Here is a 23,100-nt window from a genome sequence, read left to right as displayed (position 1 = left end):
GAGGGCCAAAAAAAGGATTCCTGCCAACGCAAAAAAATAAATGATGCCTAGGACTATTGCCACTTTGTGGCTGGTTGTTCTCACGTGCCCAGTCTAGAGGAGTGTTTCACGGACTTGCGGTGCTTACACCTCTGGTCTGTCTGGTTAAAGCGGTAAAATGCTCCTTCGCAGGGGTGCGTTCACATCCGCTTAGGCTGCGTTAACGTAGCTCGAAGTCAGTTGGGCTGCAGTTAGATTCCCGCACTGTCGTAATGCTCTGAGTTGTCTAGCGGCGTTGACGTTGCAGCCTGATTCAAGAGTTCTGACAAGGTCACTGGCCAGCTCGCCCAACTGGGCGGCACCAACCATCATGCTGGAACTGCGAAGGCTTAAGGCAGCGTCCATGGCGTTATCCAGGTGGCCAGCTTTGACGGCTTGGTGAATGCGGCGGAAACGCTCGGGCCACATGTCAATGAAGCGGCAGACGAAGCTGCGGCAAAGAGCCGTCTCACCGTTGAGCGATTCTTCTAGTGTGTGCAAAGTTTCGGTACAAACAAGAGGCATCATGGTGACAGTCATATTTGCTCCCAACTCCTGCTTCGTTGTGACACACAATCTCAACTGATGGTGTGTTCACTCTCAATAATAATGCCAGATTAGGCAGATGAGACTGGTTTTCACCTTAAAATTGCAATCTTGGCGAAACCTTATACAAAAGGACAACCTTTGCCTTTTAGAAGACCGTTTTCAACACAAAACCACTCAAAATCTTCCCGATTTGCCGTAATACTTGAGTCAATCTTGAGCTTTTCATCAGGCCCGAAGTCTGCTAGTCAGTGGACACTGGTCTGGCTCGCCCAGCGTCAGCCGCACTCCCTGGATTGATTCGTTCAAGGGCAGCTGTTTCATCCTTGGTGGCCAAACAACCGGGCAACATGAACCCAATAGTGCTCCCCACCCCGGGCTTACTGTGCAAGCTGATGGTCCCGCCATGCTTGGCAACAATGGTCCGTGAGATCATCAACCCCAATCCGATGCCCGGAATGGATCGCTGCATGGCGGACTTAGCGCGGAAGAACTTAGTGAAAGCCTCTGCCTGCTCCGCACTATTCATGCCCATACCTGTGTCCTGAACCTCGCACCACAGATCCGCTCCGTGGGACCATGCCCGCACGGTGACTGTTCCGCCGTCAGGGGAGTACTTGACCGCGTTTGAGACGAAGTTATCCAGCACCTGCCCAATTCGCCTGGCATCGACGAACGCTTGGAGGGGTACCTCCACGGCGTTGACCAAAGTGACTTTATTGGCCGCGGCAGTGGGAGCCGCCGAACCTAAACTCTCCTCAATCAACTGGGCAACATCTGCGCGACCTATCTGAAGAGTAACGGCATCCGCCGTGAGGAGATCCGCCACTAAAGCGTTCAGTCGTTCCACATTTCGTGCTGCGATACCCAAAAAACGTCGCGCAACGTCCGGGAGCTCGGGAGTGTCCTCCAGTACCATTTCCAAATAGCCGTGAATCGATGTCAGCGGTGTACGAAACTCATGCGAAACATGCTCCACAAAGTCATTCTTACTCTCTAGTGCTGCCATCATCTTGGTGATGTCATGAAACACGATCACGGCGCCGTCGAAAGCTCCGGCCGCGTCATACATGGGCCGTGCAGTAGTGGAAACCGCGCGCTTGGTCTCACCGGTTCCCAACCACATCTGGTAATCAGTAAAGGTTTCGCCCTCTATAGCCCTACGGACCGGGCGGTCTTGGGCCGGCACCTCAGTGATCGTATCCGGCCCAAACAGCAACAGATCCTTCTCCTGAGGGTCCGCGATGTTCTCTGGGAGTGCTAAAGAATGGAGAGCTGTTTGGGTATCATTCATTAGGACATCGTGGCCGTCAGCGTCCACCACTACCAGTCCGACGGCGACCGTGCCTAGCACCGTTGACAACAACCGCTCCCGCTGCCTGCTCACTTCAAGTGCGGCCCTCAACTCCAGATCTTTGGCCTCCAAAGACTTGCGTTGCAGATTAACTCTTTTGGTCACTGCGATCACCATGATGGCGAAGGCCAGTATGACTAGAGGAAAAAGGACTGGCTTGACGAGCTGCTCCAGTGTAAAACCAGTCTGTGGACCGAAAACCGGAATCCAAACAATTAGTAAGGCTGCAAATACGCTGACTACTACCGAGATGCGTTTAGCCAACCCTGAGGAAGCCAACCAAAAGACAGGGAAAAAGATGAGCAAGCCGATTGCTGACAAGAACTGAGGGTGGCCAAACCGTAGGAGCCCAATCGCCAAGAAATCAAGATACGGGATTATCAAGAAGGCGCCTCGAGGTAGTTTGTCCCATGGCACGGCGAAGGCTGCCAGTAGTAACAGTGCATGCATTAAGAGGGAACTCATGAAGAGGGGTTCCCGAAACGACTGCGGATAGAACGCCATAGCCATGACTGCTGCAAAAACAACCAGGATCGACAGGGGCAGCTGTGTGAGGAAGGTCCTTCTCTGCAACGTACCCCTGGAGTTGAAATGACCGCCGGTACTATCCGGTGAAACTGTGGTTGGCATAACTACTTCGATCCTTCAGGGTGGCAGTCGCAACGGGCGTTTGAAATGCAGCAGATAACGATAGTCCCACACGGACCAAAGAGCGCTGTTCTATGACTCGAGTTGCGCAGCCAAGACTTTTTTTGGCTGAGACTTGAGACTTTATCTTGAGGTGTTCTTGAGTCTTTGGGAACGGGGGAAAATCTTAGGGCATTCTTGTTGGAATCTTCCGGGTTTTCAAGGCTGATTCTTGAGTTGGGAGCGGCATTGTTATACCCATCGGCAGGAAGACTTGCTGAGAAGAACTTGAACAAGGGGTCTCGCATGAACAAGATGGTAAAAGGCGCAATTGCAACTGGCGTAGGCGTTATTCTGTTGGTAGGTGGCGGCGGAACACTGGCTACCTGGAACCAGGCGCAGGATGCTTCCATGGGTTCGGTTGTTTCCGGTGATTTGAACCTGGTAGCGGATGCCGGTGTTTGGAAGAACGCGGCCGGCACCACGATCGCCATCGGTTCGTATAAGGTAGTGCCGGGTGACACGCTCACTTACACTCAACCCCTGAACGTAACGTTGACGGGCGACTTGATGAAAGCCACACTGGTCACTAAAGGACTGCCGACCGGGGCTAACAAAAACTTTGAAGACTCCAATGTTGCGGTCACAACTGTTTTCACTGATACAAGTGCAGCCAAGAAAGTATTGACTGGCGATCTGATTCCCGGAACCCTCGTTGCTGCAACTGTTCCTGTGACCACCCCCGTGTCAACGTTCGCTCGCAACGTAAACGCCACAACGACGTTCACGTTCAAAACCGACACGCAGAACCGCAGCTCAGTAAACAGCAAGTATGACTTCAACGCAGAAGCCTTCGGATATAAGCTGGTTCAGGTAGCACCGGCAAACGCCAACTAACAGTCAGGCAATACCAGCGCTAGACCCCGGTGATGTGCCGGTTCCACCGGCACATCACCACCCTTAGACGGAAGCGGCCATGAAAACCACCCACGCGCTGAAAGCAACTGGCCTTGTGCTGATTGCAGTAGTGCTGGGAATGCTGACCGTTCAAGGTAGCTATGCACTCTGGAACAAGGTAGCAAATGCGAATGCCGGAAGTATTCAGGCCGCTAATTTTCAAATTAGTTTGACCGATAGCGTGACTAGTACCGCTATGAACATGACGAGTGAAGCCGGAAACGCAGCAACCATGTCATTGAGCACCACTCCGTTGGGAACGGTCATACCTGGACAGAGCGCCTATGCCGGCGTAAAACTTGGCAATGAGAGTGACGCTGGTGGTGTCTTTACCGTTCGCGCAATCACCAGTGCACCGGTCATAGATAACAATTCGGGTTCTGCATTGGCGCAGTACCTGGGAACCAAAGTAGTTGCTGCAACTTCTCTTGACCAATGTAGCCAGCCATCGTTATATTCGGCCGCTACCCCGGTGACGGCCACAATAGATATAACAAAGGGCAGCACAGGCGTGTTTTGTTTTCAGACGACACTCGCTGCAAACATGCCAGCAAGTCTCACGGGACAAAGCGCTGAAGTAGCCATCCCCATCGTCGTCAACCAACTCTAAGAGAGGCCGCCATGTCTGTTGTCAACAGAAGCAAGACGCCAGTTGAGCGCAATGCGGCGCCGGCTGTTGCGGCCAGGCCTCTCGGCAATGCTTCACGGATGGTTGGACGGGCAGCAGCGTATATTCTCTTGCTTGCTGCGATTATGGCAGCCCTAGCAATGATCATTGTTCCGCTGGTCACGGGGTCACAAACTTATACAGTGTTGACGAATTCAATGGCGCCAAAATATGCGCCCGGAACTTTCTTAGTCGTGAAACCAGCCCCATTCGAGAATCTTCAAGTGGGTGACATAATCACATACCAGATCGAGTCGGGCAAAGCTGATGTGATAACTCACCGTATCTCCTCCGTAGGTGTGGGACAAGATGGTGCTAGGGCACTAACCACCAAGGGAGATAACAACTCGCTTGAGGACACCGAAGCCGTGCAAGCTATCCAGGTTAAGGGAAAACTCTTCTACGCCATACCCTATGTTGGATTTGTTGCCAATGCGGTTGGCCAGGATCGCCACATTATTTTGCCGATTGTAGCGGTTGGGCTCATCGGTTTCGGTGCGCTGACCATGGTGAAAGGAACGGTAGAGAAGAAGCGCGCACGTCCAAAAGGGAGGCGCAGCAAGTGAGGCAATCGAACAGATCTGGTTTGCCACGCTTGAGCTTGCTCCCTGGGGTGATAACCGTATTAGCGTCACTGATGTTGGGAGTGTTCCTTGCTACCCCTGCTCATGCTGCCCAAGACACAGACGCCATGCTTGAGCTCAGCCGGGACGGCGTCGCGTATAAACTCGGAAGCTTAACGAGCGTTTTTGCTGACAGCCACGGGTTCGTGCCTGGAGAATCAAGAAATGCAAAGGTGTGGGTGCATAACGTCAGCTCAGAAGCTGCATATTTTTCTCTTGCTGTTGCCAATGTTGGCAGGACCAGCAGTGCAATATTGCCGCAGTACCTGGGTCTGCAGGCTGTCGCTACCAAGGGACTTGCAGATGCTCCAAGACTTCCCGGTCCTGGACACTGCACCGTGGTACTGGAAAAGTGGCCACTAAAAGCTGGTGAAGCAATGCCGATGAATCTTGATTTGCAGTTGGCGTTGCAGGCACCCAATGCCACCCGAAACCAAGTATCTGACTTTGAACTGCTCTTCGTTATGCAGGGTGTTGACGGAGGTACGCTTGTGTCTCCGTGCGCTGCAGTCTCGCCAACCATACCGGTCGGTACCTCGGTTGGGCGTGCTCCGATGACTGGAGGAACGGCGACCAGCCCAGAAAAGATATCGACGCTGCAATCCGATGGCAACAACGATTCGGGTACTCAGTACCAGAATTTCGGTGGCGCGAATGTGCAGGGAGCCGTAGAGGGCGAAGAAAGGTCAGTTTTTTCGTTCTCTTGGTTGAACCGGTGGTCCGGGAATGGCTTAATGCACAGTAATGTTGCAGCTGTCACCCGCACGCCCTGGCCTTGGCTATTAGCGCTAAGCGCAGTCATGTACACGCTGATCTCTACGAGGAGACGGAAGAAAACTCGATGAGCCCTCTGGAACCACAGAAGAACTCTCAAAAAGCCCATAAGCCTTTCCTGCGCCGAGGTGGCAGTATTCGGGACCTCCCTGGATTCACCGCGGCTGCCGTTGCGTTCGTTATGGTTGTGCTTTTGGGTGGAGGTGGCGTAGCGGTTGCTAAATGGAGTCAAACCGCCCAGGTGGGCTACACCATTACAGCAGGGGCAGCTAAAACTACGGGTACGCAAAATATTGTGCGCAATCCTATTGTTGCAATGCGCCCGAACGGGATCATAACAAATTTCTTTACATGCAATTTAGTCAATAGCGCTGATAGCAAGATCATTACTCCTAGGTTTATCTGGCGGAATAACGGGAGCACTGGTACATCACATTATATTGTTACTCTTAGATCCGTTGCTGGGACTATAGTTTCCCAAACCCAGGTCATACCGCATTCTGGATCCCAGAATAGTGAAGCCGTTTTTAGTGTGGGCGTGGCTGCTGCTCAGGGGGATTACATCCTTCGTATCCAGCCCATGAACGGGGACGTTGCGGGAGACGCTTCGTATCGTACCGTAAAGCTCAGAGGTCAACTAAGCCCAACATGTGGGTCCGCGACAGCGCAGGGTCCATCGCCACTTGGTCCGTTTACTGTTAGTACCACTACAAACTCCAGAGTGCTGGGCCTTAGCTGGTCAGGAAGTAGCGCGACATCTTACAAAGTGACTATCAGGGCAAACAACTCTACGTACGGAGTAGAGTTCACCACATCATCACTTCGCGCTGATGTGGCGTTCCCTGATGCGGCGCCGTGGGATAGTTATACGTTGCGCATCCAGCCGATGGATGGGAATGTAGCTGGTGACCCTGTCTATAAGACAATCCAATACTGGGGGCCAGCTTTCTGGGTGAATTAGATAGGCTAGCGAACTATAAGTCACGATCACTTTGCGGGCCATCGGATAGTGCTGACAGTTCAGTTTGTGTAACATAAGGCGAGAATCTGGTTCTCGGCGCTATTTCCCGCGCAGATAAGCGAAGGCATGCTAGTTGCAGTCCCAAGTAGATTAGCAAATACTACTGGCGTTATACTTCTGCAGGTGTCGAGTACGTTGAAACTGTCAGTTGTGAATTAGTTGATCTCACACAGGCGGGAATGACGAAGCTCATGGTGGTTCCTACACCGTGCTGACTCTCTAGATTCAACGTACCGTCGTGACTTTCAATGATGGTTTTGCAGATCATCAGGCCTAAGCCAATGCCGGGAATTCCTAGGTCAACAGCTGTACCGGCTCTGAAGAACTTCTGGAAGACGCCGGCCTGTTCGGTTGCGCTCATCCCGAGGCCTGTGTCCTGGACGGAACAGTGCAAATCAGTACCTTCAGCCCAAGCACGGACCGTGAGAGTGCCGCCGTTGGGGGAGTATTTCACGGCATTGGACAACAGATTATCCAGCACTTGGCCGATGCGTACCGGATCAATCATGGCAAAGAGCGGCTCTTCAGATTGGCAGTCAAGCACCACTGCATTGACTGCCGCGGCCGGAGATGCAGTAGCTATACTGTCAGCCAAAAGCCGTGCCACATCGCTTTGTTTGCGTTTCACGGTAATTGACGTGGTGGATAATAAATCTGTCACTAATCCACTGAGACGTTCGGCGTTCCGATCAGCGATGCTCAAATATTTTCTTACGTGCCCAGGGTGCAGCCCCGGGGTTTCCAACGCCAGCTCTAAATACGACTGGATAGCTGTCAACGGTGTCCGGAACTCATGAGAGACGTTGGCGAGAAAATCATCTTTAGCCGTGATGGCGTTAAACATCTCGGTGACGTCATGATAAGCAATCACGGCGCCATCACGGGCGCCATCTTCATCGAGGATCACTCTCGCGGTGGTGGATAAACCACGTGCGCGTTCGCCGGCACCAATCCAGATTTGGTAGTTCGTGAATGATTCACCGGAGATAGCTCGCTGTACAGGTCGAGCCTCCGGGGAAAGTGGTTCTCGGTTGGCGTTAAACAATAGTAAGTCGCCCTCTTGTGGAACGGCGACCCCTGCCGGTTTCCCGAAGTCATGCAGTGCCATCTGTGTGGAGTTAACGAGGCGATCGTTGCCGTCTGCGTCAACCACCACCACACCAACACCCACGGTATCCAGGATGGTTTCCATGAGACGTTCGCTGTGCTGGCTTTGTTCCAAAGCGGCTCGAAGTAACCTGTCCTTAGATTCCAGCCGGGTTCTATGGGCATCCATGCTGGTTGTGAGCACCACTGAAGCTACAGAGAAGGCGAGCATCATAAATGGAAATAACAACGGCTTGACAAGAGTATCCACGCTCAGAGGCGCATCACTTTGAAAAACGGGGATCCAGACAATGACCCAACTAACTAGCGTGCTGACAAGGACGGCTGTTTTGGGTGCAAACCCCGAGGAACAGATCCAAAAGATGGGGAAAAGTGCCAGAATTCCTGTTGATGACAGAAATTCTTGAGCACCATCCCTGAAAAGCGCCACGGCAATGAATCCCAAGTATGGGATCACCAACGAAGCTACTGGAGGGATTTTGTTCCAGGGAACCACCATGCAAGCCATGAGAAGCAGCGCGTTGAGTGCGCAACCTGCGATGAGGGTTGTCTCTCGTAAAAATTCGGGGTTCAGCACGGCAATAAGGGCAGCGGCCAAAGTCATGGTCAGGAACAGCGGCAGCTGAGATAAGATAATCCGTGTTCTTAGGGATCGCTCATGAAGGTGCCGGCCAATGAACTGATTTTTCGGTGTTTCAGACAAGATAACTTCCGTTGCGTAACTCTTTGAAGAAAGCCGTTGCACTGGGCTCCACAAAGCATGAGTGCGGTCTGGTGCAAAAAATTGATCGCAAGTCAGGAAAAATTACAGTCCGCCGCTATCGATGATGCCATACTGGAGGATACGAAAGGCTCACGAGCCTCAAAACTGCAGTAACAAGTTGGTCTTTTTAACGGTCTTAGTACTATTAGTGAGGGAAAAATGGACAATTCTCGTGTTGCGGTCGTCGTGGAAGATGACGAGGATATTCGGGAACTTGTCAGTGTGATCCTGAACCAGTCGGGTTTTGTTGTTCACACCGCCAGCAATGGAGCTGACGGTGTGGCCGCTATTAGGACGCACAGGCCAGCAATCGTCACCCTTGATCTTGGTCTTCCGGACATTGACGGGTTTGAGGTAGCGCGGCGAGTCCGGCTCTTCAGCGATGCATACATCATCATGCTCACTGGACGGGCAGATGAGATGGACACTTTATTGGGGCTGGAAACTGGTGCCGACGATTACCTGACCAAACCGTTCCGTCCTAGAGAACTCCGTGCCCGCATCAGTGCAATGATGCGCCGGCCACGAGTCTCCAGCGCAGAGAATGTGGCAGTGGAGGTACCTGTACCCGCCATCGTTAGTGATATGGAGAGGCCCGGGTCTAAGGAGCCAACCTTAGCCGTGACGGCGACTGCTTTAGCTACTGAACCACGCACTCTCAACGGACTGGTGTTTGCTTGTGGTGACAGGACCGCTGAAGTGGACGGCAAAGAACTGGAATTAACGCGGACGGAATTCGATCTGCTTGCAGCACTCTTCGACAGCGGTAAGCAAGTACGCACCAAGTCGGACTTGGTGCGCAGACTTCGAGGGGAAGAATACGATGTTGGTTCTTTCATCAGCGACTCGGATGAGCGCACGGTGGAAGTTCACATGGCTAACTTGCGTCGCAAACTGGGGGATAACCCACGTGACCCGCGCTGGATCAAAACCGTGCGCGGCGTTGGGTATCGACTGGTGGTTTAGCACCGACGATAATTAGCTGGCGTGATTGTCCAACCATTTCTGCGCAAGCGTGGCCTGCAAGTTCAGTGCCCTACCGATCACAGGCTCTGCCGCTGTGGCGATCTTGGCACCGAGAAACGGCACGCCGGACTTGACGCTGCCCGTGAGTTCCACGAGGGTGGATTCACCGGTGGCCGAGAGTTTCTGAAGAGCGGCGATATCAACCGGTGCACCGGTGACTTTAAGCTCTATGGCGTTGTTGCGGGAGCCATCCGCTTCCGGGGCACTCCACGATTCAATCTGGGTCACTGTCAAGGTAGCCCCAACAAACTTCTGCACAATCTCCGGCATCCGAGTAGTGGGCAGTGTGCGCACAGTCTTAGTGGTGAAAGCCGCGGTGGTGGGCCCGCTAATGGTGAATGACTTCAGCTCCCCACCAACTTCTTCGCTGACATGTTTGATGAAGTCTGCATTAGTAAAGACATCTGTCACACGCTGAGCTGTTGCTGTGAGCGTCGTTGAGGCGGCAAGCGCCATGTTTCCTCCAAAATAGGGGGTGTTAGGGGGTGCTCCTAGGATACCAAGCCCCGGGCACTGCGAGTAAGCTGGATTATGTCCCGGGGATTATATTAATTTCCGGGCCTTCATGCTGTCCCCGGTACGGTAAACAACGCGCACAAGGTGGCAGTGGCCATCACGTGGGCAGTGGTCAGGCATCAACAGGCACCAAGGAGAAAATCACCCATGAGTCTTGCAGGGTTGCGGACCGCGCTGTCACAGGATCCACTCTTCGCCAGGGTACGCAGCTACGCAGCGGCAGATCCCGCAACACGCAGCACGGACGTAGCCTTCAGCGCCCCCGCCGGCATGCGTGCCGTGCTCCTTGCCGAAGTAGCGGACGGGCTAAGTGAACGGAGTGCTACTGCAGCCGCCTCCGCTGACAGTGAACCAGGGGTGGTCCTGGCCATCACAGCGACAGGCCGCGAGGCAGAGGACACCGTGGCCGCGCTACGTTCCTACTTGCCCATTGGTTCGGTAGCGGAGTTCCCCAGTTGGGAAACACTTCCGCACGAGCGGCTGTCTCCGCGCTCGGATACCGTGGGTCGCCGTCTTGCCGTTTTGCGCAGACTGGCACACCCCGAGCTCGACTCCGGAACTCACCTCAGGGTGATCGTGGCGCCGATCCGGGCTGTTGTGCAGCCGCTGGTAGCTGGTTTGGGTGAGCTTGTCCCGGTGCGCGTAAAAGTAGGCGAGGACATCCCGTTTACGGAATTAATCAAACGCCTATCTGATGCCGCATACGCTCGCGTAGACATGGTGACTCACCGGGGTGAATTTGCCGTTCGTGGTGGTATTCTGGATGTTTTTTCACCCACCGAAAACCACCCCGTTCGCATTGAATTTTTTGGCGACGAGGTTGAAGCCATGCGCTGGTTCAGCGTTGCCGATCAGCGCACCTTGACGTCAGTAAAAGGCAGCATTTCCCACCCCACTGAACTGTATGCCCCGCCGTGCCGCGAAATTTTGATCACCCCCACTGTCATGTCCCGTGCCGCAAAGCTCAAAGACATGATGCCTGCCGCATCCGCCATGTTGGAAAAAATAGCTGGTGGCATAGCTGTAGAAGGCATGGAATCGTTGGCGCCGGCCTTAGTCGACGGTATGGTGGCGATGACATCGCTACTTCCGGCCAGCTCAATCACTGTGGTGCTGGACCCTGAAAAGGTCAGCGCCAGGGCACACGATTTGGTATCCACCAACGAGGAATTCCTCGAAGCCGCCTGGTCCACAGCATCCGATGGCGGCAATGCACCCCTGGACCTCGCCTCAGCCTCTTTGCCTGCGGACGGAATCGACCTGGCAACAGCTGGATTCAAATCTTTGGCGGAGACACGCGAACTGACACTTGGCCATGGAGTGAGCTGGTGGACCATGAGCGCACTGGCGCAAGACGAGGAACTAGGGACAGCTACGGATGTACTAAACCTGCACGCGCGGGAACCTCGCGGTTACCGCGGCGATGTGGCAGAAATGATGGAGTTTATTGGTTCGCGGGTCAAGGACCAGTGGCGCGTTGTTGTCGCGACGCAGGGCCCTGGCCCAGCCCAACGCCTTGCCGAGCTATTCCACGAAGCCAACATTCCGGCGTCGCGCGTTGAAACACTGGACCATGAACCGCAACCGGGGATTATTGAGGTGACCACAGCGGATACCGGACGTGGCTTTGTTCTTGACTCGCTGAAGCTAGGCCTGCTCACTGAAGCTGACCTGTTGGGGCGTGCCTCAGCCGTCTCTACCCGGGACATGCGCAAGATGCCTTCCAAACGCAGGAATGCCGTGGATCCTCTCCAGCTACAAACGGGGGATTACGTTGTTCACGAACAGCACGGTGTGGGCAAATTTGTTGAGTTGATTCAGCGCAAAGTAGTGGGAGCAGGAGTTGGCGGAGCCGCAGGACTGCGTGAATATTTGGTCTTGGAGTATGCCCCATCCAAGCGCGGTGCACCCGGGGACAAACTGTTTGTGCCCACCGATCAGCTGGATCAGGTGACCGCTTACGTAGGTGGGGACGCCCCGGCGCTGTCAAAAATGGGTGGTTCTGACTGGGCAGCCACTAAAGGCAAAGCTCGCAAGGCAGTTAAGGAAATTGCAGGAGAGCTCATCCGTTTGTATTCGGCCCGCATGGCAAGCCGTGGATACGCTTTCGGAGCTGACACGCCCTGGCAGGCCGAGTTGGAGGAAGCCTTCCCTTACGTGGAGACGCCGGACCAGCTCGTTGCCATCAACGAGGTCAAGGCTGACATGGAAAAGGAAGTTCCCATGGACAGGCTGATTTCCGGTGACGTGGGATATGGCAAGACTGAGATTGCTGTGCGTGCGGCTTTCAAGGCTGTCCAAGACGGCAAACAGGTTGCCATGCTTGTGCCCACCACGTTGTTGGCACAGCAGCACTATGAAACGTTTAACGAACGCTTTTCCGGCTTTCCCATCCGCGTCAGACCGCTCTCTCGCTTCCAAACGGCAAAAGAGTCGAAGGAAATTGTTGAAGGGGTCAGAACCGGGACAGTGGATGTTGTCATTGGTACGCACCGGCTGCTTTCAAAGGACTTTGCGTTTAAGGACCTAGGGCTAGTGATTGTCGATGAGGAACAGCGCTTTGGTGTTGAGCACAAAGAAGCGCTGAAGAAGATGCGCACCAACGTGGATGTTCTGGCGATGAGTGCAACACCCATCCCGCGCACCTTGGAAATGTCTATGACGGGCATTCGTGAGACCTCCACCTTGGCCACACCGCCAGAGGAACGTCACCCTGTGCTGACCTATGTTGGTGCGCACAGCGACAAGCAGGTGGGGGCCGCCATCCGCCGGGAGCTCATGCGTGAAGGACAGGTTTTTTATGTGCACAATCGTGTTAAATCAATTGAGCGCACCGCCGCTCATATTCAACAGTTGGTTCCTGACGCACGCGTAGCTGTGGCTCATGGCCAGATGAGCGAGTCACGGCTGGAGCAGATCATTGTTGACTTCTGGGAGAAACGCTTTGACGTCCTGGTCTGCACAACCATCATTGAAACAGGACTGGATATTTCCAACGCCAACACGCTCATCGTGGAGCAAGCCAACAACTACGGGCTGTCCCAACTGCACCAGCTGCGCGGACGCGTGGGCCGCGGCCGTGAGCGTGCCTACGCCTACTTCCTCTACCCCGCTGACAAACCGCTGGGCGAGGTTGCCCTGGAGCGTTTGAAAGCTGTGGCAGCTCACAATGAGCTAGGTGCAGGAATGGCCCTGGCCATGAAAGATCTGGAAATTCGAGGAGCCGGAAACCTACTGGGTGGGGAGCAATCGGGCCACATCCAAGGCGTTGGGTTCGATCTGTACATCCGGTTGGTGGGCGAGGCAGTAGCCGAATACCGCGGCGAAGGGGAGGAGCGGCTGGCGGAAATGAAGATTGAGCTGCCCGTCAATGCTCACCTACCGCACGACTACGTCCCCGGGGAGCGCCTGCGCCTTGAGGCTTATAGGAAACTCGCAGCAGCTGTCAGCGTTGAAGGAATAGCAGAGGTGCAGGAGGAACTGGTTGATCGGTACGGTGAGTTGCCTCTTGCTGCCACCAACCTCATTGCGGTGGCTCACTTTAAGGTCATGGCTCGCGGCGCAGGGCTTTCGGACGTTGCCTTGCAGGGGAACTTCATTAAGTTTGCCCCTGCCGATCTCCCCGAATCAAAGGTGATGCGTTTGATGCGCATGTATCCGGGATCGTTGGTGAAACCGGCGTTAAATTCAGTGTTGATCCCCAAGCCCAAAACCGCGCGCATTGGTGGCCGGGACCTAGCCGATGCAGAGGTACTCACCTGGGCACAGGGAGTGCTTGAAGCGATCTTCGATGCGACAGCAGTGCCAACCGCTTGAAGCCGGTTATTCTGCGGTGAATCGCAGCAAACGCATGGAATCCACCGCGGCCTCGCCGATACGGTTTAGCTGGGCTAGCGCCCCTTGGGCCGTTGCCGGGTCCGCTGCGAGGATCAGTTCTACGATTTGTGCCCCCGCAGTCTCTAGCTGTGTTGCGCCTACCATCGTGGCGGATACCCGGATGCTACCGGCCGCATCGTTAGCCTGCTCGTAATTTTGTGCCGCTACCGCCTGTTCCAGACGTGCCATACGCTGAGGCCACATCATGGCAAAGGCATTCGAGAAGTTGGTGGCCAGTTCTGCGCTGCCTAAATCCTCAGCTAGCTGCGCCAGAGTCCGCCGGTCAAGAACTGGCAGCTCACCAAGCATGAACACATCGGCCATAGCTAGGACGTTTCTGCCATCCTTGTTCCTAGCCGTCTTCGCCCAAGAATTACGCCCGGTCAATAGACGGCCTATAGCGCGGGGATAGTACAAATACGTAGCATAAAGGTAGAATAACGCTCCAACGCCCAGCAGTAGTCCACCAAATCCTCGCCCTTCTGTCCGTGTTTTCCTGCGATACAGGACCCCCCAACTCGAGTAGGGGATTAAAAGAAATAGGACGATCACCAGAACCTGCAGAATTACTGCGCTGGCGTCGAGGAAACCGAATCTGCCCTCAATGAGCGCAAAGTAAGTGAGGATCGGGATGAGCAACAAGTTACCCATCATTATCAACGGCTGAGCCATGAAATAATGGATTTCAAGTGCACCAGAGAATCTAAGCGACTTGGACCGGCGAAGATCAGAAAGCAAAGAAGCACATTCCATGTTGCCTTGTGCCCAGCGGGTACGTTGCGTTAGCAGACGGCGCGTGAATGGTAAAGCCTCTTGCGAGACATGACCCTCAGGAACATAATGGTTTCGCCAGCCGAGCCCCAATATTCGCAGCCCAAGTTCGTAGTCTTCGGCGAGCTTATTGCCCCAAGGCTTGCCATACTTTGTTGCTACCTCATCTAGAACGGACAGCCGGGTGAACTGTCCGTTCCCACCCATACCGACGGTGCCTGTGCGCACTCGAAGCATCTGCATGGCAGAATTAGTGGCCCGAAACTCCAAATCCTGCATTCTAATCAAGTATCTGGCCAATGCGTTTGAAGGTGTTCCCCGTTCCGGCAGTGGCAGCCGATCATCGCGATTTTTCATCCACACTTCAAGTTGGGCGGCGCCGACGTTTGGATCGCCGAAGGACTCAGGTCCGGACAAAAATTTGAGCGAGTCGTCTGAGAGATAACCGTCGGCGTCAAGAATTCCAATAACAGTCCGTGCCCGGCGAGAACTGTCGCTTCCGATGAAATCCGAAACAATCGTGAAAGCGTGGTTGAGGGCTTCACCTTTGCCGATTCTAGCCTCAGGGGGTACCCGGGATATCAGGTGCACGCGTTTATCGAAATCCATGGCACGGGAGACTACGGCTGCGGTCCCGTCTTCACTTGAGTCATCGATAACCCAAACATGTGCAAAGGGAAAACTGGTGCGGGCAGCAGAAATAGTGGCCGCCACCACGGTTTCCTCGTCTCGGCAAGGGATCAGAAAGTGCCAATCCAGAATCTCCGGGTCGCCAATGTTATTTGGGCGTCTGCGCAAATAGGCGTAATAGAGCATCGAAATATAGGTCAGTGCGCACGAAGCCGTTAACGTCACTGCCAGCAGCGCGGTGTCACGCCAAGGATTTTCACCAAAGTCTCCGAATAGACCGGAGCTGCAAAATACCAAAAATGCTGCAGCACCATAGACGAGGGCCAAAGCAACCATGACCACTGAATCAGCGCAGTGTGGGGCACGAGGCTGGTTTGTTGGCACTGTGGGGGCTTCCCTTTCAGCAGAAGTAAAGTAACTCTTCACTATACTGGGCACATGTTGGATTTTAGGGGAAAAAAAGCACTGGTCATTGAAGACGACGACGATATCAGGGGATTGCTGGAAATAGTTCTGAGCCAGATGGGCTTCTCAGTTACTTCTTTGGCAACGGGTCGGGCCGGCTTAGAAAGTGCGCGTAGTGCTCGGCCAGATTTGATCACATTGGACATTGGGCTCCCGGACATTAATGGAGTGGCTGTTCTGCGGGAACTGCGGATCTTCCACGATGGAAAGGTGGTGATGCTCAGCGCCCGTGGGCGCCAAGGGGATATTGACAGTGCCATGGCCGCGGGAGCAGACGCTTACATTCTCAAACCATTTAGGGCGATTTCGTTAAAGGAAGAACTTGCGGAAATCATTAGGCGCTGAGACGCCTGGCGGTGAAAAAGGCGCCACTTTACTTAGCGGGTTGAGAGTCACTGTGGGGGCGGATTTCTTTTCCTTACCCCGTGCGTACAGGGTACTGTGGAGCCAGACTCCACTGACCGTTACCACCTTGATTGTGGTGGTGTTCTTGCTAGTCATTGACCCAGCCTTGGTAAAAAACGAGCTATTTAGTTTGGGTGTTGCAGGGGTCTTCTTACTGACGGGCGCTGCTGCGCTGCTGCGCTGGAGCCGGCTGCCGCACTGGTGTATGTGGCTTGTGCCATTGGCGGATTTCATTCCCATTGGCGCGATGGTCCATGGCACCAATTCTACTTTGAATGGTGTGAGCCTTTTATCCGTCTTTCCCGTGCTTTGGCTTGCGTGGTCGGACATTCCCCCGCTCGTCACACGGATGGTTGCTTTTTTTGCTCCTTTGGCCATCGCATGGGCACCTTTTATTTTTGCCACTACCGAGCCCACCCGTTCAGGCTTGATCAAACCGTTGCTGATCCCTTTGATCATGATGGCTCTGGCTATCGCAGCCACGATCGTTACCAGAAGTTTGACCGTGCAGGCGCAGCGTTTGACGGAAACTTCTACCATTGCGCACCGACGGGCATGGCATCTTGACACCATTATCAACGTGGCTGAGGTGGGAGTAGTTGTAGTGGATGAAGAAGGGCGTGACGTTCTTATGAACACTCGACAGCGGACTTTTCACAGTTTGGCCGTACCTCCAGGCAAGCTCAATCCTACGGAAGCGGAACTACTAGTGTTCGGTTCTGACAGGACTACAGCTGTAGAGCCAGCCAAACGGCCGGTCCGGCGAGCCGTGGACGGAGCCGAATTTTCTGGTGAGCTGTATTGGTTGGGCAGGGGGGTCAATCAGCGTGCTATGTCAACGTCGGCACGACAAATAATTGATGACCGGGGGAACAACCAGGGGGCAGTTGTGGTGTTCCACGATGTGACGGAAGTGATGGAAGCGGTGGCGGCCCAAGAAGATTTTGTGGCCAGTGTATCCCACGAACTCCGCACACCATTGACCTCCATTCTGGGTTACCTAGAACTGGTCATGGATGAGGAGAAAGACGAAGCGACGGCTGGTTATCTGAAAGTAATTTCCCGCAATGCCGAACGATTGTTGACCCTAGTCAGTGACTTGCTTGACTCAACACGCGATGCCATGGCTGTCTCTTTGGTTCCTGGGGATGCGTATCCTTTGCTCATCTCGGCAGTGGACGCTGCCCGACCGCGTGCTGCGGAACGGGGTATAACGCTTCGTCTGGATGCGGAGGAGGGGCTGTTAGGCAGCTTTGATGGCGGCAGGATCAGTCAGGCTATTGATAATTTGATCTCCAACGCCATTAAATTCTCCCCTACCTCCAGTGTTGTGGATGTTGTGGGAAGGAATGAAGATTCTGGCGTGGTTGTGTTGGTCCGTGACTACGGGGTCGGCATGAATGACGATGAACAAGCGCGGCTCTTCACACGCTTTTACCGAACAGATTCAGCCCGCAGTGCCGCAGTCCCAGGTGTAGGTTTGGGATTGGCCATCACCAAAGATATTGTCGATGCCCATGGCGGAACTCTAATAGCACAGAGCCAAACCGGGAAGGGGAGCACGTTCACTCTAAGAATTCCTGCACTGATCACGCCCTGACGCGATGTCTAAGAAGCGCTGAAGCAATACAGGTGTTTTTTCTTGGGGCCTAGTTCCTGTGCCGCCACAGAGTCCCTAGGCCGTGATGGTGATGATGCGTTCCACCACGTTCATAGAGGTCTCATACAGTGGCGTGCTGTGGGAGCGTGCGTAGGAACGCAGGAGGGCGAAAGCCTCATCCATGGTGACGTTTGCGGTTTGCGCAATGACGCCCTTGGCTTGTTCAATCACGATCCTGCTATTCAGCGCCCGCTGGAGCTGCTCGTTCACCAGGGTGCTTTCCCGCAGTGCCCGTTCCTGCAGGAGGCTGATGGTGGCAATGTCAGCAAACCCTTGGGCCAGGATTGCGTCTTCCTCGCTGAGTCGGCCTTTCTCCTGACGAAAAAGGTCCAGAGCGCCGATGGTGTTCCCGCGCAGCCTCATGGGGACAGCATGAACTGAGACAAAGCCCTGTGAGAGCGCTGCGGCCTGAAAATGGGGCCAGCGTGCGCCATCGGAAGCAATGTCAGGGACAGAGACCACGGTGCCCGTCCGAAAACACTCAATACATGGTCCTTCCCCGGCTTCCAGCTCAAGTACTTCCACAAGCTGGCTTCTTTCGCTCGTGGAGGCAACCACCTGTAATTCACCTGCGGGGTCCACCAGCAGCAGCCCGGCTGCTGAAGCATCTAGAAGTCCAACGGTCTCCCCAACAAGTGTGTGCAGCATGTCTACAACGTCGTAGTCAGTCACCAAAGTGTCCGCTATCTTCACGAAAGCGGCACTCACGCGTCGGGCGCGGTTTATAGTCGACATTTGTTAATTCTACTCCTCTAGGAGCGCGGAGATCGCCTCATCCGTGTTGTGTGAAGTCAAGCCGTTTGCTGACCACATCACGTGAGACCTCATGCACTGTTTGATCATGTGAAAAAGCGTGGGCGCGTAATAACAAAAGCGCATTCGTGGCCGACAGTCCTGTTTGGACCAAAACCATACCCGTGGCTTGGTGGATTGCCCGGCGGGAAACTCGCTCTGTGGACTCTGAGGGCTCCATGCTTTGGGTGCCCTCAGCCGGACCTAGGGACAAAATGTACCGTAAAAGGTGCCAGGAGGCGGCCTCGCAAAGCTGAATGGCTAGTGAATAATCCGCGGATTCCAAAGATCCTGGCGTTGAGCTATACATTTCTATAAGACCCACATCTACGGCACCAACACGCAGTGGGAACACAAATATGGCGGCTACCTCAAATTCGGAGACGGCTTTACTAAAAACAGGCCAGCTTACAGGCGCCTCCAATTTAACGTCTGGGAGCAACACCGGCTGGCGCGTTTGCAGCGCAGTCCACCGGGGCCCTTCCCCCAAATCGAATTGCAGCTCATCTATCCCGGCAGAGGTGGTGTCGCTGGAAAACACCGAGGTTTCTGGTCCAAAGCCCGAAGATGCTGACATAGAGATACCAGTAATGGGCAACTTCTGCAGAAAGCTTGCACATAGCTCAGCCCCAAAATGGGCAAATTCAGAGTCCACACTTTCAACCATTGGCTGTGCTCATAGTCACAACCGCAGAAGTTGACGCAGAGACCGGACGGATGAGAGTAGACACATTCAACCATGAGGCATTAGCGCAGGCATTGAGAGGCACGGGAACGCGCCTCCTTGGATTTGATTAAAAAGCACTGAAACACATCACTGGATTACTGATGTCCCTCCACCCTATGCCCGTTTTTCACGCTAACTACCCAGAAGACACGAGAAATTGTTACCTATTCTTCCTTTGTCCATCTACAATGAGATATTCGCCCCAGACCCCGGCGCAATATCAATAGTCGCGATTTACGGGGGAGTGACGCAATGTCAATGAATCGACTGCAACACAGAACACCGCTGCTGACAGGTTGCTTGGCTTATGCCACGGCCGGGTTGCTGCCATGAGAGCGCCACGAGAAAATGACAATGCCACAGGCAGCAACCCTGAAATTACACCAGAAAGTCTGCGACCGCTGACTCTTGTAGGCCAAAGACGAGTGCGTCAATCCCGCGCGCAGCAACACCAACAAGTTTCGGGGGAGATCGTTGAGCTCGTCGTGGAGCTCAAGGACAAACTAAGGGATTACCTGGCCTTGAACGCCCTGAGCCCAACCAGCGGATCAGCGCCAAACGATACCAGAGACGCCGTTAAGTGGATGGAAAATACCATTGAAGATTTGCTGGCCACAGTGGTAGGCGTTGAGGCCACCACTGCCCGCACAGATGCCGGCCATCCCTGAACCGGGGCAGGCGTAGAAGGTTAGTGACGCCGTCGTTCATTACAAAAAGACCCGCACCAAATGATCCAAGGATCATTTGGTGCGGGTTACTTTTGTTACAACTACTTACTCACCAGCGGAGTTGGAGCGGCCCATGATTGTTACAGGGACAAAGATGGCCAGCGTGCACAAGCCCAGACCAAGACCGGCGGGCACAAACGCGTGCGCAAAGCTCTCCAGGGACCAGTAGGAGAAGGCAAAGATTCCGCCAAGAAACAAGGCGAAGAAGATAACAAACAAGACGACGGACTGCACAAGATCATTCTCGCGGCGGTAGCTACCGTTGGACACGGTTCCTCCTTACCCCAAGGTGGGGAACTGGGTGGGGTGCACCGGAGAGCCGGCGCGCTTATCTACCCATGATCTTAGTACGGATTAATACGAACTGGTGCCTGCACCGCCGGTGACGATGGCAATGCCTGAACTGGTGCCAATCCGGGTGGCCCCGGCGGCAATCATTTCAAGTGCTTTTTCGCGGGTACGCACGCCACCTGATGCCTTCACACCAACGTCCGGGCCCACGGTTTGACGCATGAGCGAGACATCCGAGGCATTGGCGCCGCCACCGTTGAAACCTGTCGACGTTTTCACGTAATCGGCCCCGGCTTCCACCGCGGCTTGGCACGCCAGCACCTTTTCAGCGTCGCTGAGCAGGGAGGTCTCAATAATGACCTTCAGCAAGGAATCTTCACCGTGAACCACCTCAGCCACAGCGGAAATATCAGACACGAGCGCTTCCTTATCCAGTGCGCGGGCGGAGGCGATGTTGATCACCATGTCAATCTCATCCGCGCCGTCCATGGTGGCCCCGCGAGCTTCAAACACCTTCACATCAGTGTTGTGGGTACCCAGCGGGAATCCCACCACTGTGCAGGTCAGCACCCCTGATCCCAGCAACGCCTTCTTGGCCGTTTCTACCCAGACGGGGTTGACGCAGACAGACTTGAAGTGGTGCTCGGCTGCCTCTTTGCACAGCTTCAGGATCTCTTCCCGGCTGGCCTGAGGCGCCAGAAGGGTGTGGTCAATGTAGGCGGCCAGATCGTCAGCGGCGTTATTAGCCGTGAAGGGGCTGTTGGGTGTCATGATGAGTACCTTCCCAAGTGCGGTTGTAGACCTACTATGGTGCCACATGAGTTCGTGAAAACCGCGTGGGCGCTGTTGCTGCGGTTAGCTGGCTGCCAGTCCCAGCGCCGCTTTTGTGTCCTGTACGACGGCGGCCAAGGCCCGGTTGGCTTCCTCCCGGGCTGCACTGAGCTGGTCTTTATCTGCCACGGGCACTATCACCTCCAGATAACACTTGAGCTTTGGCTCGGTGCCGCTGGGGCGCACAATCACCCGTGTGCCATTCTCCGTCAAGAATGATAAACCGTCGGTGGCCGGCAGCTCGGGTGAACCCTGCGCCAAATCCGTGAACTGTGCAACCTCTGAGCCATCAAAGCTGACAGGCGGTTCAGCCCGGAGCCCGGCCATCATGTCCGCTATGCCTTGGGGGTCCTCAACTCTGATGCTGACCTGAGTGCTGGCATGCAAACCATGAGCTAACGCCAGCCCATCCAGTACGTCAAAGAGCGTGCGCCCGGCAGCCTTAAGCGCGGCAACCATCTCGGCAATGAGCAACCCTGCCGAGATCCCGTCCTTGTCCCGGACCAGCTCCGGCGCCACGCAATAGCCCAGCGCCTCCTCGTAACCGAACGTCAACTGGGGAACTCGCGAAATCCATTTGAAGCCTGTCAGCGTCTGGACGTGGCGGTACCCTGCAGCTGCAGCAATCTTGGCCAGCAGTCTGGAAGAAACAATGGAGTTGGCGAACACCCTTGTTTCTGCGCCACTTGGGTCCTGATCCCTGACGACCATGTGGGCACCCAGCAGGGCACCCACCTCGTCCCCATGAAGCTGACGCCATTGACCAGTATTTGGATCCAGGGCGCCCACTGCGGCCCTGTCGGCGTCGGGATCGTTGGCCAGGACCACGTCTGCGCCCACCTCCCGCGCCAAAGCAAACGCCAGGTCCATGGCTCCGGGCTCTTCCGGGTTTGGGAAGGTGACAGTAGGGAAATCGGGATCAGGGGCGGACTGCTCGGGAACGGCGTGAACGTCGGTGAAGCCGGCGTTGTGGAGCACATCCATGGCCGTCTCATGCCCCACACCGTGCAGGGAGGTATGGACAATTCTGATATCCCGGTCAGGGAAAACAGCGCTGTCAGCCAGGGCCACCACCGCTATCTTGTAGCGTTCAACAAACTCGGGGTCCAGAACGCTCCACCCATTGGGGGCCAAGGTGATGGAGGAGGTTTCGCCGATTTCGCCGGAGTTCGCTACCGCCTTGATGTGCCCGGCGATGAGCGCATCATGCGGAGCCACAATTTGTACGCCGCGGGCTTCTGCCTCCACGGCCCGGCCACCAAGATAGACCTTGTAACCGTTGTCCCTGGCCGGGTTATGGCTGGCCGTGACCATCACGCCTGCTTCACACCCCAGAGAGCGCACAGCAAAGGCCAGAACAGGGGTGGGCAGCGGTGCCGGCAGCAGGAACGTCTCAATCCCTGCCGCGGTGAAGATAGCGGCAGTTTCCTGGGCAAAGTCCGCTGAGTTGTAGCGGGCATCAAATCCCACGACAGCCCTGGGCTGGTAGGTGAGAGAAGACGCGAAGGAGGTTCCGACGTCGTCCGGGGCCTTTTGGGCCAGTTCCTCCTGGGCCAGTTCCTCCTGGGCCTGATCCTTGTGGGCCTGATCCTTTTGGGCCAGGGCCAGCAGGTGAGCGGCCACCCCGGCAGCGGCGCGGCGCACCACCACCTTGTTCATCCGGTTGGGACCAGGACCCATGGCCGCCCGCAGACCCGCCGTGCCAAACTGCAGATCGCCGGCAAAACTATCAGCCAGCTCGGCAGCGTCGGAGGGATCCGTGCTGGCGATCAAGGCCTGCAATTGCGCGGCGGTGGCCGGATCGGGGTCATGGGTGGCCCACTGCGTAGCGGCCGTCTTCAAGGCCGCAGCCTCGAGCGCAGCATTGGACTCGGAGCGGAACTCATTAAGATGTCTCACGAGACAAATGTAACCGGACTTCGGGG

At 55.1% G+C, this 23,100-nt stretch carries 19 protein-coding genes; 9 read left to right on the top strand and 10 right to left on the bottom strand.

What is annotated here, in order from left to right; all coding sequences use genetic code 11:
• Window positions 1-189: 189 nt before the first annotated feature.
• Window positions 190-558, bottom strand: coding sequence for an Hpt domain-containing protein (locus tag QMG40_RS08085; protein WP_283530331.1), 369 nt, complete (start codon window positions 556-558; stop codon window positions 190-192).
• Window positions 559-808: 250 nt separating this feature from the next.
• Entirely contained in the window at window positions 809-2,548 is a 1,740-nt protein-coding gene (locus QMG40_RS08080) for a sensor histidine kinase (RefSeq protein ID WP_283530329.1), read from the bottom strand.
• A 303-nt stretch (window positions 2,549-2,851) separates the two neighbouring features.
• Here QMG40_RS08080 and QMG40_RS08075 point away from each other — a divergent pair, with 303 nt between their 5' ends.
• The 4 genes from QMG40_RS08075 (at window position 2,852) to QMG40_RS08060 (ending at window position 5,637) form a co-directional block, all read left to right on the top strand.
• Window positions 2,852-3,442, top strand: coding sequence for an alternate-type signal peptide domain-containing protein (locus QMG40_RS08075; RefSeq protein ID WP_283530327.1), 591 nt, complete (start codon window positions 2,852-2,854; stop codon window positions 3,440-3,442).
• Between the two features lie 79 nt (window positions 3,443-3,521).
• Entirely contained in the window at window positions 3,522-4,112 is a 591-nt protein-coding gene (locus tag QMG40_RS08070; RefSeq protein ID WP_283530325.1) for a hypothetical protein, read from the top strand.
• Window positions 4,113-4,123: 11 nt separating this feature from the next.
• Complete coding sequence (locus QMG40_RS08065) at window positions 4,124-4,735, top strand: signal peptidase I (RefSeq protein ID WP_283530323.1); 612 nt, start codon at window positions 4,124-4,126, stop codon at window positions 4,733-4,735.
• A gap of 125 nt (window positions 4,736-4,860) precedes the next feature.
• On the top strand, window positions 4,861-5,637 hold the full coding sequence (locus tag QMG40_RS08060; RefSeq protein WP_283530321.1) for a hypothetical protein: 777 nt from the start codon (window positions 4,861-4,863) through the stop codon (window positions 5,635-5,637).
• 1,059 nt (window positions 5,638-6,696) lie between these two features.
• Here QMG40_RS08060 and QMG40_RS08055 read toward each other — a convergent pair.
• Window positions 6,697-8,397, bottom strand: coding sequence for a sensor histidine kinase (locus tag QMG40_RS08055; protein ID WP_283530319.1), 1,701 nt, complete (start codon window positions 8,395-8,397; stop codon window positions 6,697-6,699).
• Window positions 8,398-8,616: 219 nt separating this feature from the next.
• Here QMG40_RS08055 and QMG40_RS08050 point away from each other — a divergent pair, with 219 nt between their 5' ends.
• On the top strand, window positions 8,617-9,423 hold the full coding sequence (locus tag QMG40_RS08050) for a response regulator transcription factor (protein ID WP_283530316.1): 807 nt from the start codon (window positions 8,617-8,619) through the stop codon (window positions 9,421-9,423).
• Window positions 9,424-9,435: 12 nt separating this feature from the next.
• Here QMG40_RS08050 and QMG40_RS08045 read toward each other — a convergent pair whose 3' ends face one another.
• Entirely contained in the window at window positions 9,436-9,939 is a 504-nt protein-coding gene (locus QMG40_RS08045; RefSeq protein ID WP_283530314.1) for a DUF2505 domain-containing protein, read from the bottom strand.
• A 207-nt stretch (window positions 9,940-10,146) separates the two neighbouring features.
• Between QMG40_RS08045 and mfd the strand changes: the two genes are divergently transcribed.
• Window positions 10,147-13,815 carry a transcription-repair coupling factor gene (mfd, locus tag QMG40_RS08040; protein ID WP_283530312.1) on the top strand — a complete coding sequence of 1,223 codons (3,669 nt, stop codon included), beginning with the start codon at window positions 10,147-10,149 and terminating at the stop codon, window positions 13,813-13,815.
• Between the two features lie 6 nt (window positions 13,816-13,821).
• On the opposite strand, the gene QMG40_RS08035 is transcribed toward mfd, so the two are convergent.
• The gene (locus QMG40_RS08035) at window positions 13,822-15,714 is read right to left on the bottom strand and encodes a glycosyltransferase family 2 protein (protein ID WP_283530310.1); all 1,893 of its coding nucleotides are present in this window, start codon (window positions 15,712-15,714) and stop codon (window positions 13,822-13,824) included.
• Here QMG40_RS08035 and QMG40_RS08030 point away from each other — a divergent pair, their 5' ends adjacent.
• Both QMG40_RS08030 and QMG40_RS08025 read left to right on the top strand, forming a co-directional pair.
• Entirely contained in the window at window positions 15,715-16,086 is a 372-nt protein-coding gene (locus QMG40_RS08030; RefSeq protein WP_283530308.1) for a response regulator transcription factor, read from the top strand. It abuts the gene before it with no gap.
• On the top strand, window positions 16,064-17,746 hold the full coding sequence (locus tag QMG40_RS08025) for a sensor histidine kinase (protein ID WP_283530306.1): 1,683 nt from the start codon (window positions 16,064-16,066) through the stop codon (window positions 17,744-17,746). The genes QMG40_RS08030 and QMG40_RS08025 overlap by 23 nt, the downstream gene beginning before the upstream one ends.
• 75 nt (window positions 17,747-17,821) lie before the next feature.
• On the opposite strand, the gene QMG40_RS08020 is transcribed toward QMG40_RS08025, so the two are convergent.
• Window positions 17,822-18,541, bottom strand: a complete 720-nt coding sequence (locus QMG40_RS08020; protein ID WP_283530304.1) for a GAF and ANTAR domain-containing protein — start codon at window positions 18,539-18,541, stop codon at window positions 17,822-17,824.
• A 37-nt stretch (window positions 18,542-18,578) separates the two neighbouring features.
• Entirely contained in the window at window positions 18,579-19,175 is a 597-nt protein-coding gene (locus tag QMG40_RS08015) for a GAF and ANTAR domain-containing protein (protein ID WP_283530302.1), read from the bottom strand.
• A gap of 479 nt (window positions 19,176-19,654) precedes the next feature.
• On the opposite strand from QMG40_RS08015, the gene QMG40_RS08010 reads away from it, so the two are divergent.
• A complete protein-coding gene (locus tag QMG40_RS08010) occupies window positions 19,655-19,993 on the top strand; it encodes a hypothetical protein (RefSeq protein ID WP_283530300.1) in 339 nt (112 codons plus the stop codon).
• Window positions 19,994-20,098: 105 nt separating this feature from the next.
• Here the strand turns inward: QMG40_RS08010 and QMG40_RS08005 are convergent, their stop codons facing one another.
• From QMG40_RS08005 to QMG40_RS07995, 3 genes are all read right to left on the bottom strand, one after another.
• Entirely contained in the window at window positions 20,099-20,323 is a 225-nt protein-coding gene (locus tag QMG40_RS08005) for a hypothetical protein (RefSeq protein WP_283530298.1), read from the bottom strand.
• An 84-nt stretch (window positions 20,324-20,407) separates the two neighbouring features.
• Entirely contained in the window at window positions 20,408-21,115 is a 708-nt protein-coding gene (gene deoC, locus QMG40_RS08000; RefSeq protein ID WP_283530295.1) for a deoxyribose-phosphate aldolase, read from the bottom strand.
• A gap of 84 nt (window positions 21,116-21,199) precedes the next feature.
• The gene (locus tag QMG40_RS07995) at window positions 21,200-23,074 is read right to left on the bottom strand and encodes a phospho-sugar mutase (RefSeq protein ID WP_459252972.1); all 1,875 of its coding nucleotides are present in this window, start codon (window positions 23,072-23,074) and stop codon (window positions 21,200-21,202) included.
• Between the last annotated feature and the right edge of the window lie 26 nt (window positions 23,075-23,100).

The organism is Arthrobacter antibioticus (assembly GCF_030063205.1).
Classification (GTDB): domain Bacteria; phylum Actinomycetota; class Actinomycetes; order Actinomycetales; family Micrococcaceae; genus Specibacter.
The sequence above is the reverse complement of the archived record's forward strand: the minus strand, read 5'-3'. Positions and strand labels throughout refer to the sequence as shown.